The organism is Nitrincola salilacus (genome assembly GCF_046271865.1).
GTDB lineage: Bacteria > Pseudomonadota > Gammaproteobacteria > Pseudomonadales > Balneatricaceae > Nitrincola > Nitrincola salilacus.
The window spans coordinates 168,004-182,711 of the sequence record NZ_CP176580.1; the positions used below are offsets into that span (position 1 = coordinate 168,004).

13 protein-coding genes are annotated in these 14,708 nt (G+C 48.3%); 8 read left to right on the forward strand and 5 right to left on the reverse strand.

The window, feature by feature from the left end; genetic code table 11:
- Positions 1-64 precede the first annotated feature (64 nt).
- From ACK3CJ_RS00820 to ACK3CJ_RS00845, 6 genes are read left to right on the forward strand one after another with little or no spacing between them, the layout of a single operon-like run.
- Positions 65-1,687, forward strand: coding sequence for a type I restriction-modification system subunit M (locus tag ACK3CJ_RS00820; protein WP_409524515.1), 1,623 nt, complete (start codon positions 65-67; stop codon positions 1,685-1,687).
- On the forward strand, positions 1,684-2,547 hold the full coding sequence (dinD, locus tag ACK3CJ_RS00825; protein ID WP_409524516.1) for a DNA damage-inducible protein D: 864 nt from the start codon (positions 1,684-1,686) through the stop codon (positions 2,545-2,547). The genes ACK3CJ_RS00820 and dinD overlap by 4 nt, the downstream gene beginning before the upstream one ends.
- On the forward strand, positions 2,544-2,843 hold the full coding sequence (locus ACK3CJ_RS00830) for a DNA-damage-inducible protein D (RefSeq protein ID WP_409524517.1): 300 nt from the start codon (positions 2,544-2,546) through the stop codon (positions 2,841-2,843). The genes dinD and ACK3CJ_RS00830 overlap by 4 nt, the downstream gene beginning before the upstream one ends.
- Complete coding sequence (locus ACK3CJ_RS00835) at positions 2,836-4,059, forward strand: restriction endonuclease subunit S (protein WP_409524518.1); 1,224 nt, start codon at positions 2,836-2,838, stop codon at positions 4,057-4,059. Before ACK3CJ_RS00830 ends, ACK3CJ_RS00835 begins: the two co-directional genes overlap by 8 nt.
- The gene (locus ACK3CJ_RS00840; protein WP_409524519.1) at positions 4,056-7,319 is read left to right on the forward strand and encodes a type I restriction endonuclease subunit R; all 3,264 of its coding nucleotides are present in this window, start codon (positions 4,056-4,058) and stop codon (positions 7,317-7,319) included. Before ACK3CJ_RS00835 ends, ACK3CJ_RS00840 begins: the two co-directional genes overlap by 4 nt.
- A complete protein-coding gene (locus tag ACK3CJ_RS00845) occupies positions 7,319-8,065 on the forward strand; it encodes a M48 family metallopeptidase (RefSeq protein ID WP_409524520.1) in 747 nt (248 codons plus the stop codon). Before ACK3CJ_RS00840 ends, ACK3CJ_RS00845 begins: the two co-directional genes overlap by 1 nt.
- 381 nt (positions 8,066-8,446) lie before the next feature.
- Here the strand turns inward: ACK3CJ_RS00845 and ACK3CJ_RS00850 are convergent, their stop codons facing one another.
- From ACK3CJ_RS00850 to ACK3CJ_RS00860, 3 genes are all read right to left on the reverse strand, one after another.
- On the reverse strand, positions 8,447-9,802 hold the full coding sequence (locus ACK3CJ_RS00850; RefSeq protein ID WP_409524521.1) for a type II toxin-antitoxin system HipA family toxin: 1,356 nt from the start codon (positions 9,800-9,802) through the stop codon (positions 8,447-8,449).
- A complete protein-coding gene (locus ACK3CJ_RS00855) occupies positions 9,792-10,091 on the reverse strand; it encodes a helix-turn-helix domain-containing protein (protein WP_409524522.1) in 300 nt (99 codons plus the stop codon). Before ACK3CJ_RS00855 ends, ACK3CJ_RS00850 begins: the two co-directional genes overlap by 11 nt.
- Before the next feature lie 79 nt (positions 10,092-10,170).
- The gene (locus tag ACK3CJ_RS00860; RefSeq protein WP_409524523.1) at positions 10,171-11,010 is read right to left on the reverse strand and encodes a PhzF family phenazine biosynthesis protein; all 840 of its coding nucleotides are present in this window, start codon (positions 11,008-11,010) and stop codon (positions 10,171-10,173) included.
- Positions 11,011-11,338: 328 nt separating this feature from the next.
- Between ACK3CJ_RS00860 and ACK3CJ_RS00865 the strand changes: the two genes are divergently transcribed.
- A complete protein-coding gene (locus ACK3CJ_RS00865; RefSeq protein WP_409524524.1) occupies positions 11,339-12,304 on the forward strand; it encodes a hypothetical protein in 966 nt (321 codons plus the stop codon).
- On the opposite strand, the gene ACK3CJ_RS00870 is transcribed toward ACK3CJ_RS00865, so the two are convergent.
- A complete protein-coding gene (locus tag ACK3CJ_RS00870; protein ID WP_409524525.1) occupies positions 12,301-13,245 on the reverse strand; it encodes a LysR family transcriptional regulator in 945 nt (314 codons plus the stop codon). The genes ACK3CJ_RS00865 and ACK3CJ_RS00870 overlap by 4 nt on opposite strands.
- Positions 13,246-13,429: 184 nt before the next feature.
- Between ACK3CJ_RS00870 and ACK3CJ_RS00875 the strand changes: the two genes are divergently transcribed.
- Positions 13,430-14,311 (forward strand): MBL fold metallo-hydrolase, encoded by an 882-nt coding sequence (locus tag ACK3CJ_RS00875; RefSeq protein WP_409524526.1) that lies wholly within the window; start codon positions 13,430-13,432, stop codon positions 14,309-14,311.
- Positions 14,312-14,335: 24 nt separating this feature from the next.
- On the opposite strand, the gene ppiC is transcribed toward ACK3CJ_RS00875, so the two are convergent.
- The gene (gene ppiC / locus ACK3CJ_RS00880; RefSeq protein ID WP_409524527.1) at positions 14,336-14,683 is read right to left on the reverse strand and encodes a peptidylprolyl isomerase PpiC; all 348 of its coding nucleotides are present in this window, start codon (positions 14,681-14,683) and stop codon (positions 14,336-14,338) included.
- Between the last annotated feature and the right edge of the window lie 25 nt (positions 14,684-14,708).

Here is a 14,708-nt window from a genome sequence, read left to right on the forward strand (position 1 = left end):
CGGTATAGCCTGCCCCGCTTTATAGACACTGACCAAATTTGAGGGCGAATTAATGGACAAAAGCATGAGCGATAAAATTCAACAAAAAGACATCAACAATGCAGCATGGGCTGCATGCGATACTTTCCGTGGCGCGGTAGACCCTGCGCAATACAAAGACTACATCCTAGTAATGCTGTTCGTAAAATACATCTCCGATGTATGGAATGACCACTACGCAGAATATAAAAAGCAGTACGGTGACGACGATGTCCGTATCAGACGTAAGCTTGAGCGCGAGCGTTTTGTACTGCCAATGGTTGAACTGACAGAAGAAGTTGAAGACAAAGCAACCAAAGAGAAGAAAACCGTTGTTACCGATACCTTTTTGGCCAACTACTATTCATTGTTAGAGCGTAAAAACGAACCCAACATTGGCGAGCTGATCAACATTGTTTTAGAGCATATTGAAACCGCGAACAAAGCCAAGTTAGAAGGCGTATTCCGTAACATCGACTTCAACAGCGAAGCCAATTTGGGTAAAACCAAAGACCGCAACCGCCGCCTAAAAACCTTGCTGGACGACTTCAACAAGCCCGCACTCGACATGAGCCCGTCGCGCGTGTCTGAAGATGTCATTGGTAACACCTACATCTACCTTATTGAACGCTTTGGCTCCGATGCAGGTAAAAAAGCCGGTGAATTCTACACCCCACATAAAGTCTCTGAGCTAGTAGCCCGTCTGTCTGCACCCAAATCGGGGGCGCGTATTTGTGACCCAGCCTGTGGCTCAGCCGGTTTATTGATTGAAGCCGCACGCCAAGTGGGCGACCGCAATTACTCACTCTACGGCATGGAAGTCAACGGCAGCACTTGGGCGCTTGCACGTATGAACATGTTCTTGCACGGCTCAGACTCTGCTCGTATTGAATGGTGTAACACCCTCACCTCACCAGCGCTGGTCGAAAATGACAGACTGATGAAGTTTGATAACGTGGTTGCCAACCCACCGTTTTCACTCGACAAATGGGGTTCAGAAGACGTTGAATCCGACAGATACAACCGCTACTGGCGCGGGCTACCACCTAAATCAAAGGCCGACTTTGCCTTTATCAGCCACATGGTTGAAGCCGCCGTTGAAAAAGAAGGTCGTATTGCCGTAGTAGTCCCTCATGGTGTGCTGTTTAGAGGCGCAGCTGAAGGCCGTATTCGTCAACAACTGATTGAAGAAAACCTATTGGATGCCGTGATTGGTTTACCTGGCAACTTATTCCCAAGCACTGGGATTCCAGTGGCAATCCTGATATTCGACCGCTCACGTGAAAAAGGCGGTGCCAATGAAAACCGCAAAGACGTGCTGTTTGTCGATGCCAGCGGCAAAGATCATTACCAAGCAGGGAAAAACCAAAACATCCTGCTGGATGAACACCTAGACAAAATTATTGCAGCGGTAACAGCCCGTGAAGAGGTAGAAAAATACGCCCATTTAGCCACCTTTGACGAGATCAAAGAGAACGACTTTAACCTGAATATCCCGCGTTACGTCGATACCTTCGAAGAAGAATTAGAAATCGACATTGTCGCCGTGCAGGCTGAGATCACCACCCTTGAAACTGAACTTGCCGAGGTTCGCGGCAAAATGGCAGCGCTGTTGAAGGATATTGTGCCTAACGAAGCGCAAAGCAACACAACGGAGGCGGCTGAATGAAGCAAGAATTAATCACCCAGCTTAGTCAAAGCTTTAATCAGACTTCCCACACATGGGAGGGTTCAGAGATAGAGTATTGGTATGCTCGCGACCTTCAGAAAATGTTGGAATACAGCGATTGGCGTAACTTTATCAAAGTGATCGAAAAGGCCAAAGAAGCCTGTAGCAACAGTGGTGGTAAGGTCGAAAACCATTTCGTTGGCGTCAACGAAATGGTCACCATTGGCTCGGGTGCAGAACGGAAAATAGACGACATAATGCTCACCCGTTATGCCTGCTATTTGATCGCTCAAAACGGCGATCCCCGCAAAGACGCTATTGCCTTTGCTCAAACCTACTTTGCTTTGCAAACGCGCAAGCAAGAGCTCATTGAAGAGCAGCTACGTCTGCAAGATCGCATTCAAGCGCGAGAGAAGCTTCGAGAGTCAGAAACAGAGCTGTCTAAAAATATTTACGAACGCGGTGTTGACGATAAGGGCTTTGGTCGCATTCGTTCGCGCGGTGATGCAGCATTGTTTGGCGGTAATACCACCCAAAGCATGAAGAACAAGCTCAGCGTACCCAAAAGCCGTGCTTTGGCTGACTTTTTGCCGACGGTGACCATTGCAGCCAAAAACCTAGCTACCGAAATCACCAATCACAACGTGCGTCAAAATGATCTGCAAGGTGAAGGTTCGATTACTGATGAACACGTGCAAAACAACAAAAGCCTGCGCGATATGCTTGGTGAGCGTGGCATTAAGCCAGAAGAGCTGCCGGCCGAAGAAGACCTAAAAAAGCTAGAGCGCCGAGTGAAATCCGATGAAAAACGCCTGATCAAAGCGGCGGAGCTACCCAAAGATGCCAAGGAGGAAAAATGATGTTAAACACAACACACCATTTTTCCCAAGTGGGAAATAAGGTCCTGCACCAACACATGGGCAGTACCGAGCTTGCCGCTAACCTGTTCCGTGCCACGCAAACGGAAGAGAAACTAAAGCGTGATCAGGTCAGCAATAAAGCCCATGCCAACCAGACTCATTTTGAAGTGGGCGCAAAAGTGCGCGCCACCATTGAGGAGCTGAGCGGCACCATGCCAGAGGATTTGCCAACGCCGGAAAAAGGCATTCCCCAGTTGGCGCGTGCGCAGAAGAAGTTGGAGGGTGATAATGAATAAGTACACTCAACCACTTGCTAATTTAGTCGTGTCCAAAGGCCTACAAACAGGGCCTTTTGGCAGCCAATTAAAAGCAGAAGAATACACTGAAGACGGTATCCCCATTGTTATGCCTAAAGATATTTATGGAGGCAAAATAAAAACAGATACCATTGCTAGGACTTCTATAGAAAAAGCCAAAAGCCTTCAAAAACACTTTTTACAGGAAGGAGATATTCTTTTTCCTAGACGAGGAGACCTTGGACGAATAGCAGTTGCGTCCAAAGATAATGAAGGATGGATCTGCGGTACCGGTTGCATTCGAGCAAGGTTGAGTGAAGAAGTACTTCCTAAGTATATTCACCAATTTGTCCTAATGCCCCAAGTTGTAAGATGGCTTGAAAATAACGCACTTGGGCAAACAATGTTAAACCTAAACACCACTATTATTGGTGAATTACCGGTTTATGCCCCACCAATGGAAACGCAAGAAAGTATCGCTGATGCTTTGCATACGTGGGACAACGCCATCGAAAAAACGGAGGCGTTAATTGCGGCCAAGGAAAAGCAGTTTGAGTGGTTAGCTCAGTCGATTATTCGTAAAAGATGTTCTAACTGGAAACATTATCTAGCTAAAGATTTATTTGATAGTGTTTCATCTAAAGGGCATCCAGACGAGGAGCTTTTATCCGTTACTCAAGACCGAGGCGTAATTCCTAGAACGATGTTAAAGGGTCGAGTAATGTCTCCGGCGGGTAGTACTGCGGGCTACAAGCTAGTTGAAAAAGGTAACTTTGTAATCAGTCTACGTTCATTTCAAGGTGGTCTTGAGTACTCTGATTACCGTGGGATTGTTAGCCCTGCTTACACTGTTCTTTCTTCAAAGAAGGAAATACATTCTGGCTTTTACCGACACTTCTTCAAGTCATATATTTTTATTGAAAAGTACTTATCGGTTGCGGTTATTGGTATTCGTGACGGCAAACAAATTAGTTCTACCGATTTTGATACGGTCAAAATCCCTTACCCTGATATGGATGAACAAATAAAAATCGCCTCCCAGCTGGACACGGCAAGGCAAGAAATTGAATTACTAAAAGATCTCCTTGATAAATACCGCAGCCAGAAACGTGGCTTGATGCAAAAGCTGCTTACAGGTGAATGGCAAGTTGGTAGCAGTACCCAGTCTGGCGCTGAGGGAGCACTTCAGGAGCTTTCAAAGGAGAGCGTCGCATGAGCACACCGCCTGTCAATTACGTAGCAAACTCAGAGCCTTCGGGCTTTGAGTTTAACGAAAAGTACTTATCGCAAATTCCTGCCCTGCAACAGTTGATCAATTTGGGCTATCAGTACCTCACCCCTGAGCAGGCATTAGCCGAACGGGGTGGGCGCAGTGCCAATGTGATTTTGGAAGGGGTGCTTCGTCAGCAGCTAAAAAAGATTAATCGTATCCACTATAAAGGTGGCGAGTATCTGTTTAGCGAGGAGAACATTCAAACCGCGATCCAAAAGCTAAAAAATATTAAGTTTGATGGTCTGCAAAAAACCAATGAGTCGATTTACGATTTAATCACCTTAGGCTCAGCCATGGAGCAAACCATTGAGGGGGACTCAAAAAGCTTTACCCTCAATTACATTGATTGGAAAAACCCTAGCAACAACAGCTTTCATGTAGTCGCTGAGTTCTCGGTTGAGCGCGCACGCAGCACCGATACTGTACGACCCGATATCGTACTGTTTGTCAATGGCATTCCCTTTAGCGTGATTGAATGTAAGTCACCTAAAGTGGATGTAGAGCAAGCCGTATCGCAAAATATTCGTAACCAGGGTGATGACTATATTCCGCGCCTGTTTACTTATGTGCAGCAAGTGTTGGCGGTGAATAAAAACGCCGCCCAGTATGCCACAGCTGGCACACCTAAGAAGTTTTGGGGCGTGTGGAAAGAGCAGGAAGATAAACCGGCCGATGTCGATAAAAACGTAAACACCACTTTAGACGAAGACACTAAAACACAGCTATTCAGTGGCGAGTTTGCCGCCGCACGGCCATTTTTTGATGCGCTAGAGGCAGAAGGTAAACGCTTGGTGACGGAACAAGACAATGCCATTCACAGCCTGTGCCGTCCAGAGCGTTTATTAGATTTGGTGTATCGCTTTACCCTGTTTGATGGTGGCATTAAAAAAGTGGCACGCTATCAACAATATTTTGTGATTAAAGCGACCATCGCCCGAATTAAGCGCCTGACCAATAAAGGCAATGGCTCTAAGGAAAACCGCCAAGGGGGTGTTATTTGGCATACCCAAGGCTCGGGTAAATCGCTGACCATGGTGATACTCACCCGCGCTATGGCGCTAGAGCCGCAACTTATCAACCCAAGAATCATTTTAGTTACCGACCGGGATGATCTTGATAAACAACTGGGTAATACCTTTGCGGCCTGTGGTTTAAGCCGCGAACGTGCCACGTCTGGCCGAAATTTGGTGAAACATCTAAAAAATAAAGTGGGCCTGATCACCACACTGATCCACAAATTTGATAAAGGCTGGGTGGCCGAGAAGTTTGTGGATGAGTCGCACGATATTTTTGTATTGGTCGATGAAAGTCACCGCACCAACTTTGGCTCATTGGCGGCCCGAATGCGCCAAATGCTGCCTAATGCCTGTTTTCTTGGCTTTACCGGTACGCCACTACTGAAAAAAGAAAAGAATAACTTTGCCAAGTTTGGTGGCCTGATTGAGCCGCACTATACCATTAAACAAGCGGTTGCCGACGAAGCAGTATTGCCACTACTGTACGAAGGCCGACATGTTGAGATGGAGCAGAATCAGTCGGCTATTGACCTATGGTTTGAGCGCCACACCACCGATTTAAGCAAAGAACAAAAGGCCGACCTTAAAAAGAAATACGCCCGCGCTGAAATGCTAAACAAAGCTGATCAAGTGATATATATGCGCGCCTTTGATATCAGCGAGCATTTTCGTGCTAACTGGCAAGGTACCGGCTTTAAGGCTCAGCTGGTCGCCCCCGGAAAATCGGCTGCGCTAAAGTATCAAGAGTTTCTACAGGATATTGGTACCGTGACCACAGAGGTGGTAATTTCTGGCCCAGATACCCGTGAAGGCCACGATGAAGTGGACGAAGGACCAACCGACGAAGTAGGTAAGTTCTGGAATAAAATGATGAAGCGCTTTGGCTCTGAAGAAGAGTACACCAAGCAAATCATCAACCAGTTTAAGCATGGTGATGACCCTGAAATACTCATTGTGGTGGATAAGCTATTAACCGGTTTTGATGCACCGCGCAATACCGTGCTGTATCTATGCCGAACGCTGAGAGAGCACACGCTGTTACAGGCCATCGCTCGGGTTAACCGCCTTTACGAAGGCAAAGAGTTTGGCTATATCATCGACTATGCCAGCGTATTGGGCGAGCTGGATAAAGCCTTAACCATGTACGAAGCCTTTGAAGGGTTTGACGAAGATGACTTAGCAGGCACGCTCACCTCCATCAATGAGGAAGTGTTTAAGCTGCCACAGCGTTACTCTGACTTGTGGGATTTGTTTAAAGCCGTTAAAAACTCAAAAGACGAAGAAGCCTACGAGGTGTTGTTGGCCGATGACGAGTTGCGTGAAGAGTTTTACGAGTGTTTATCGGCATACAGTAAATCTTTAGCCATCGCTTTATCGTCTGAGCAGTTCATCATGAGCTCTGATGAGAAGAAGCTACAAACCTATAAAAACGATTTAAAACGTTTTCAGAACTTAAAGGCGGCGGTTAAGTTGCGTTACGCCGAGGCGATTGATTATCGCGACTACGAGCCGAAAATTAAAAAGCTGCTGGATACCCATATTCAGGCTAATGAGGTGACTCAGCTTAACGAGCCAGTGAATATTTTTGATGAAAAAATGTTTACCGCCGTGAAAGAAGAGCAAGGGGTTTATCAAGCTAAAACCACAGCGTCAAAAGCGGACACCATCGCCCACGCCACGAAGCGCAGTATTTCGGAGAACATGGATGAAGACCCTGCGTTTTATGAGAAGTTTTCGAAGCTGATCCAAGCAGCCATTGATGACTTTAAGGCTAAGCGCATCTCAGACTTAGAATATCTCAATCGAGTGATTGATATTCGTTATAAGGTAGCCACTAAGCAGCATGATGATATGCCCGATTGCATTCGTGAAAACGACGAAGCGTGTGCCTACTTTGGTTTGATTAAGCCGCAGTTTCAGCAAGTGGCAACACTCAATGAGTTAGATGATGCTCAGCTAGATGTCATTGCCGCACAAACATCGTTGGCGATACAAAAAATCATTGATGCTCATTGGAAGGTCGATTTTTGGGACGATTCCGACGTTCAAAAAACGGCGATGAATGATATTGACGATTTTCTTTATGATGAAGTCAAAGAACAGTACGGTGTGACGCTGAGTTTAGAGCAAATGGACGAAATCATTGAGAAAACTATGCAGGTTGCGAAGCACCGGAGGCATTCTTGATGTCGTCAACCATCAAGCAAGCCGATACACCACCGGCAAGCGCTAAAAAGCTAGCCGTTGTGTATGGAGGGGGAGAAATCCTCTTCCAACTGGTGTTTTCTAAACGTAAGTCGTTGGAAATATCAGTTCACCCTGATAAATCGGTTTTTGTTAAAGCGCCCGAGGATACTAGCCGAGACGTAATTGAAGCCAAGGTTAAAAAACGTGCTCGGTGGATCAAACGTCAAATTCGCTACTTTGACCAGTTCGACCCAAGAACCCCTTCGAGAAAATACGTCAGTGGTGAAAGCCATTTGTATTTAGGCAAGAATTACCGGCTAAAAATTGAGGTAGGAACTGACAGCGGCGTGGTGCTAAAAGCAGGTTTTTTTTGGGTAACGTCTACTTGTGGTAAACCTGACCATGTTGAATCACTGTTAAGTGACTGGTATCGAGAAAAAGCCGATTTCCATTTAAATAAGGTATTTTCAGAGTGCTGGGAGAAATTCAAACGTTCAGATTCTGACAAGCTTACTATTAAAATAATGCAGCTAAAAAAACGCTGGGGCAGCCTATCTAAAAGCGGAACACTGACATTAAACCGTGATCTGATTAAGGCACCGATAGAGTGTATTGAATATGTGATCATTCACGAACTGTGTCACCTAGAGCACCACAACCACGGCCCAGAGTTTTATCGTTTGCTTGAGCGCTCTCTACCAGACTGGGTAAAACGCAAACATAAACTAGAAATGGCACTGATTTAGAAAATACGTTGTATCGACAAGCTAAGTACACAAGCAGTACTCACGCGGTATTGTCTGCGTTGGACTTCAAACCTAGCCAAGCTCTTGTGTTTACTGGCGGTGAACTGAAAGGTGACAAGCCGATAATTAATTGTCCACTGAGTCATCCAAAATACTGCCTTTAACGCAGTACATGCGTGGACGGGTGTTGTCGGGCTTACCACTAAGATTTAGTAAAAGCCAAAGGCAAATGGTGGGCAAACAGGCATTTTTGAACGGTTTGTTTTCTGTAATTTATTGAGTTTGTTATGGATTTATCTGCTACTCAATGAGCAAATCCAGAATATCGAATAACTTTTCTACCCGTCAAAACAAGGGTAGCTGTTCGCTGAAGTATGGGGTTTAGAGTAAATCGCTATTCTCTTTTCTGCGCTGATCTAAGATTTTTTGAATAGCGCTCAGAGTCGTTTTTTTAATATCTTGATCTCTTGCAAGATTTGAAAAATCACCGAGCGCATCAACGACTTCGTGAATACTCTGCCTCGCTTCACTCCAGGATGCGAAACCCGCGCTGGCAGCCAGCTTTTTCATGGTTTTTAATGGCGGTTGCTTACCATGGCCGTTAAATGCTGTGGCATGCTCGTTAAACGGATTAGGGCTGAAAGTGGCGTCATAGAAGGGTGCGACTTGCCAACTGCCATCATCGCTTTGCAGAAATGACCAGTTCTTACTGTGATCGTCCTGGTTAGCGGCGAACAGATTAAACACCGCTCGACGAAATTGCAGTTGGCCAACACTCGGCGCTTTGCATAATTGCCGACTGGCTTTAATCAGATCAACATAATCTAGACTTGGCGTGCGGAAATCTGCATCTAATAGGCCACAAGCGCTGTGCATGTGCAGCCGTCCGGGCATAGTCGTTTGGTTTTTGGCGTTGGACTTTCTGGCGTCATGCTCAACAGAAAGATAATCGAAGCGTTTTACGGCCAGCCAGGCAATGGCACCACTTTGCTTGCTCTTATGTTGGGCTGCCGGGATCAGTTGCCAGGATGGTGGCTGGCAATTGGCTTGCGCTGCCATTTGTAAATAAACCGCTTCACAAAGCCCCTCCTCATGACCAAGTGCCAGATTCTTGGAAGTAAATTTCACTAACCAGGCTTCGTCTTCAGGTTCTGCATAGGTGCGGCACTGCTCCAGGTTGCCTGCACTCATAAACACTTGGGCTTTTGGTCTGGCACCACCAGAGCTGCCAACCGCGACCAAGGTTGCGAGAACTTCCTGTGTTTGACCATCCAGTTCGTCAGTAAGGGATTTATCAAATAGGGTTTGGGCTTCAAAACCCAGTGTGGCCAAGTCGAGATTTTGATGGTCGACTGGTTTAAATTCAGATACTGGTAAAAACGTCAGTGCCCCCATCCCCTGAGCGCCTACAAGCGCGAGCCTATCCATTGCAGTGAGTTGTGCTGGCAAAATACCTTGCCGACGAAAAACTCGGTCTTGCAGTAACAAGCCCCAGCCGTCAGGCAAGCTATCTGCAAATACACCATGTATGCCGCCATGTGGTTGTCTTGGTGCAGTTTGCAAACCGGTGGTTGCATCCAGTGTAAAAGGTGAAAGATTGTCAAATCGAGCCAGGTACTCAGCATCATATTGAAAAAAAACGCCTTGACGGTTCTGCGCCAATATCCCAACCGATACCTCTTCTCCGGTTGATAAAGTCCGGCTGATGATAAGCTTTTGAATAGGTTTAAAACTCACCTTTCAGCACCTCATCAATCGTTGTGGGCATGTGCTCGGTAGCGCGTGAATTTTGTGGCTGAGTGAGCTCATGCAGGCGATTTAAATCATCTAGTGATTGCCAAAGTAGCAGCAACTGACGAAACGAGATCTGTCCCGTCAGCTCAAACTTCTTAATCGTTGGTGCTGGCACACTGCTGCGCTCAGCCAGCGCATCACGCGAGAGCTTTGCTGCCTCACGCAGGTTGCGTAGATGCGTGGCAAATGCCTGCTGTACATCAGTATCATCCAGTAAGAGAAAACGCGACATAAATCACCGATATGGATATAACTGTATCCATTATAGCTGATTAACACATTTTTTGGATATTACTGTATCCGTTAAAAGATTAAAACCGAACCCGGCCATCGATCAATATATGCACCTGTCCGCCAATCCACATGGCTCCGGCATCAGGCCGGATTGACACTCGGCCTTCGCGGCCGATTACGGTTCCCTGAGCCACTCGTAGAGGATGCGCAGCGCGCCCCTGCGCTTGCAGCCAGTGAGCCAGAGCAGCATTGAGCGAGCCAGTGATAGGGTCTTCACTCATATTGCTTGATGGCGCTAGCATACGGACCTCAAAGTCTGCATTTGACCCAACCGTATGTGGTCCAATCAGGCCGATCGGGCTAAAAGCTGGCCATTGCACTCTGGATGAATCCACTGCCAGTACCGCCTCCGCTGATTCCAGTTCCAGCGCTTGCCAGAAAGGGCCATTATGCAGGTGAGCGCTGTTGACCACTGACTGCCGGGGAATTTCCAGCGCCGTACAAATTGCAGTCAAGGCTTCGTCGCTCAGTGGCTGAATATCCGTTGGTGGTGCTTTAAAAGCGAATTCACCGGGCTGGCTGACATCCACGTCGATCACACCGATAGCGCACTCCTGACGCACAATTTTGCTATTGTTCGGCTGGCCACCGGCATGCAGCCATGCTGCGCAGCTACCAAGCGTTGGGTGACCGGCGAAAAGCATTTCTCGCTGCGGCGTAAAAATACGTACTTTGTAATCGGCACCCTCAACCGTGGGTGGCAGTAAAAAAGTTGTTTCCGCAAGATTGGTCCAGCGAGCAAAAAACTGCATTTGCTCATCGGTCAGCACCTCTGCATCCAACACCACTGCGAGGCCATTTCCGCGTGTAGGCGTTGGGCTGAATACGTCGCATTGAAGAAAACGATGGTCTGTCATGGAAAATCCTTAATCTCATACAGTGGAGTATTGGTGTCAACTTCTCTCATCCCTCATCTTTATACCTTAAACGCCTCCTGTCTGGCTAAAATTCAACCAATATTTGGTGAATTGAATGTAAATAGTAAGGACTATAATCCCACTATTAGTCTGTATTATGGGAATATAGTCCCTGTTTATATCTTTAGGCATGCGCGTGTGTGGTTGTAATAGGCCCAGGCCTTCTGATGTTTTTTTTGATATTTTATTAGACTAAAGTTGTATGCGCGGAGTTGGTTTGTTAAGTTGTCTGGGTTCGAATAACCAGCCCCCTCAGGTACCCGAAACCGTGAGTACGTCCAACCAGATCCACCTTTTACAGCGCTACCAGCAACACGAGCAGACAATCCATTTGCTGATGGAATCGATGATGACCAGTCTGAACATCCGGGAGCTGATTTTCGATCGGAGCGCTCAGCTGCAGACTGTCGAGCATCTCAGCCGTGCTTATCCTTTCGTTGAGCTGATGTACAGCCTGGACTCAAAGGGAGTTCAGCGCATGGATTCCGCCTATGCCCCGAATGTCAGTGAGCGCAAACGGCGTTCTCTGGGCCAGGGCAGTGATCGCAGCAGTCGTCCTTATGTCGTGGCGGCGCGAGATAGCATCAATACGGTGGCGGTAACGCGTCCGTATCTGTCCAGTGCGACACACCAGTTATCGGTATCGACGGCGTTGCATCTGGTCGATGACGACGGCGAGGATCAGGGTTATCTCGTCCTTAATTTCAACCTGCAGCGCTTGATCTCATATCTGAGCGGTGATGCTCGACGGTCGCGGGTACATCCCTGGTTTCAGAGCATTTACGGGCTCATCGGGGGGATGCTGGTGTTGGTGTCGATCATGCTGCTCTATTCGGCGGGCGCTTCGATGTACCATCTGTTCGAGACCCGGGGCAACATCGCTACCGGGGCTTTCGGGATCGTCATTATCATCACGCTGGGGATGTCTATCTTCGACCTCGGCAAGACGATTCTTGAGGAGGAGGTGCTGGTGGACAAGGATATTCACCACTACGATACGACGCGGCGGACTATCTCGCGTTTTATGGCGGCGATTATTATTGCCGTATCCATCGAGGCGCTGTTGCTGATGTTCAAGGCGTTGCTTAACGACGGGGCGAGCAGTATCGCGGGTACCGAGTTGATAGATGCGGTCTGGATGCTGATGGCAGCAGTTGCGATGCTGGCTGGCCTTGGTGTTTATCTCTACCTGAGTCGTGAGCCTGACAGCGTCAGAGAGTCGGCGAGCAACTAGGCCCTGGGCCTCGTGACTTGGTTCGCACTACTATGTGGGAGTATGTGCAGCGAATTGAGATAGGCACTGATCGCTTCAATAGCCACCCTGACCTTGGGTGGCTGCAACGTCCGCTTCAGGGTGACAGCATAAACCCCCGCGCCGGGTAAAGCCCAGTCGGGGAGCAGCAGTACAAGCTCACCATTTGATAACTCGCGCTGAGCCATATAGCTCGGCAGACGCGCGAGACCAAAGCCCTGCACAGCAAAGACTCGCAGCATCGATACATTGTCGGTCATGGCGCCGGGAGGGAGCATGATGCGTGTGTTTTCGCCGGCTGCGTTTTTTAAGACCAGAGTGGTTGGTTCAGCAAAACGGTTAAAGCCAATTATGCGGTGTTGGCGCAAACTGTCAGGTGACTCAGGCACACCGAAACGTCGTAAATAATCCGGTGATGCCACCAGAATTTCGTGTAGATCACCCAGCTTCCGCGCGATCATAGATGAATCGCGCAGCCAGCCGGTGCGGATGGACAGGTCGATGGATTGGGTCGTCATATCCACTATGCGGTCATCCACTGCAATATCCAACAGCAGTTTGGGATGCAGCCGGGCAAGTGGCGCGAGCGCTGGCAAAACAATCTTCTGGGCAGTATCCGAGGCGGCGGAGATTCGCAGGCGTCCAGCAATTTCACCGACACCACTCGCCACCATCTCTTCTGCCATTTCGGCGGCAGAGAGCATTTCGACACATTTCTCATAGTACAGCTGCCCAGCCTCCGTCAGCGACAGACTTCGTGTCGTGCGATTCAGCAGGCGCACGTCCAGCTCCTCTTCGAGTTGGCTGACGGCAGAACTCAGCACCGAGGTTGCCAGATCCAGCGCCCGCGATGCAGCAGAAAAGGAGCCATGGCGCACGACCATCGCGAACAGAGCCATCCGTCTTAATCGATCAAATTTCACATTATTATTCTGTTTTAAAGAAAGGTGATTTACATCATATCAGCTTTTTCGCACACCCCTAAGCGCCTAAAGTTCACCCATCGGATTTCAAACTATTCCAAGCACGGCTAATCACCACGTAATGATTTTTATCACTGTGATGCACATCTGTTACATCACAAATATACCCTGAAGGAGATGAACCATGATCAAGAGCTTCATGAAAGTGTTATTACCCGCAGTAGTTGGCCTGAGCTTGGCCAGTTCAGTTGCCGCTCAAACACAGCCATTGGATTTGAAAGTATTCAGTGCAGAAGAAAATGGCTTCTATGTCAGTTCGGTACTGGTTACCGGCGAGACGGACGCCGTCTTGTTCGATACACAATTCAGCCGTTCTAATGCGCTGCGTGTGGCGGCATTAGCGCTGGATAGCGGTAAGGAACTGAAGACCATCTACATCAGCCAGGGCGATCCGGATTACTATTTTGGCATCGAAGTGCTTAAGCAAGAGTTCCCCGACGTGAAGGTCTACGCCAGTGCCGATACAGTGGAGCATATCAATGCTACCTTGCCAAAAAAGCTCGAGACCTGGGGGCCAAGACTGGGGGCAAATGGCCCGCGTAATCCGATAATTCCTGAGGTATACACTGCCGACAGCATCGAGTTGGAAGGTGAGCAGCTTGAACTGGTCAACTTTAACAATCCGGAAGCGGGTATGCCTTACGTGTGGATACCTTCACTGAAAGCAGTGGTGGGCGGTGTGAGCAGCTATTCTGATGACCTGCATGTCTGGACTGCAGATGCGGCAACCAAGGCCGCGCGCGCTGCTTGGGTGAAAAGCCTGGATGCGATGCTTGCTCGTGAACCTGAAGTTGTGGTGCCAGGGCATCAAACGGCTGGCTCGAAGTTAGACTCTTCGTCCTTGGTCTATACCCGCGATTACCTGCTGTACTTTGAGCAGGCGCTTGATAAGAGCAGCAACTCCGCCGAACTGATCGACATCATGAAAAAAGCCTACCCGGATGCTGGCTTGGGTATAGCGCTGGAGATAGGTGCCAAGGTCAACACGGGTGAGATGACGTGGTAAGGGGAGTTTAGGCTGACCCTGTTATTATCTGCGATACAGCACCTTGATAAGGTGGTAACCGAAACGGGTTTTTATCGGTCCTCTCAGGCCTGTTGCAGGGCCTGAGAAAACCGCCTTGTCGAAGGCTGCCACCATATCACCGCGCCGAAACTCTCCCAGATCACCACCGCGTTTTTTTGACGGACAGGTCGAGTGAGCACGAGCCAGTTTTCCGAAGTCATCCCCTTTTTTCAGTTTTTCCAGCAGGGCCAGTGCCAGGCTTTCCTCCTTGACCAGGATATGCAGCGCGCTGGCATGGGTCTCTACCTTGCGGCTTTGAGAGGGGCTTCTGGTGGGTCGAGCTGAACGGTTTTCAGGCATGGGCTTACTCATAAGGTCAGGATCTGTGTCGGATAGC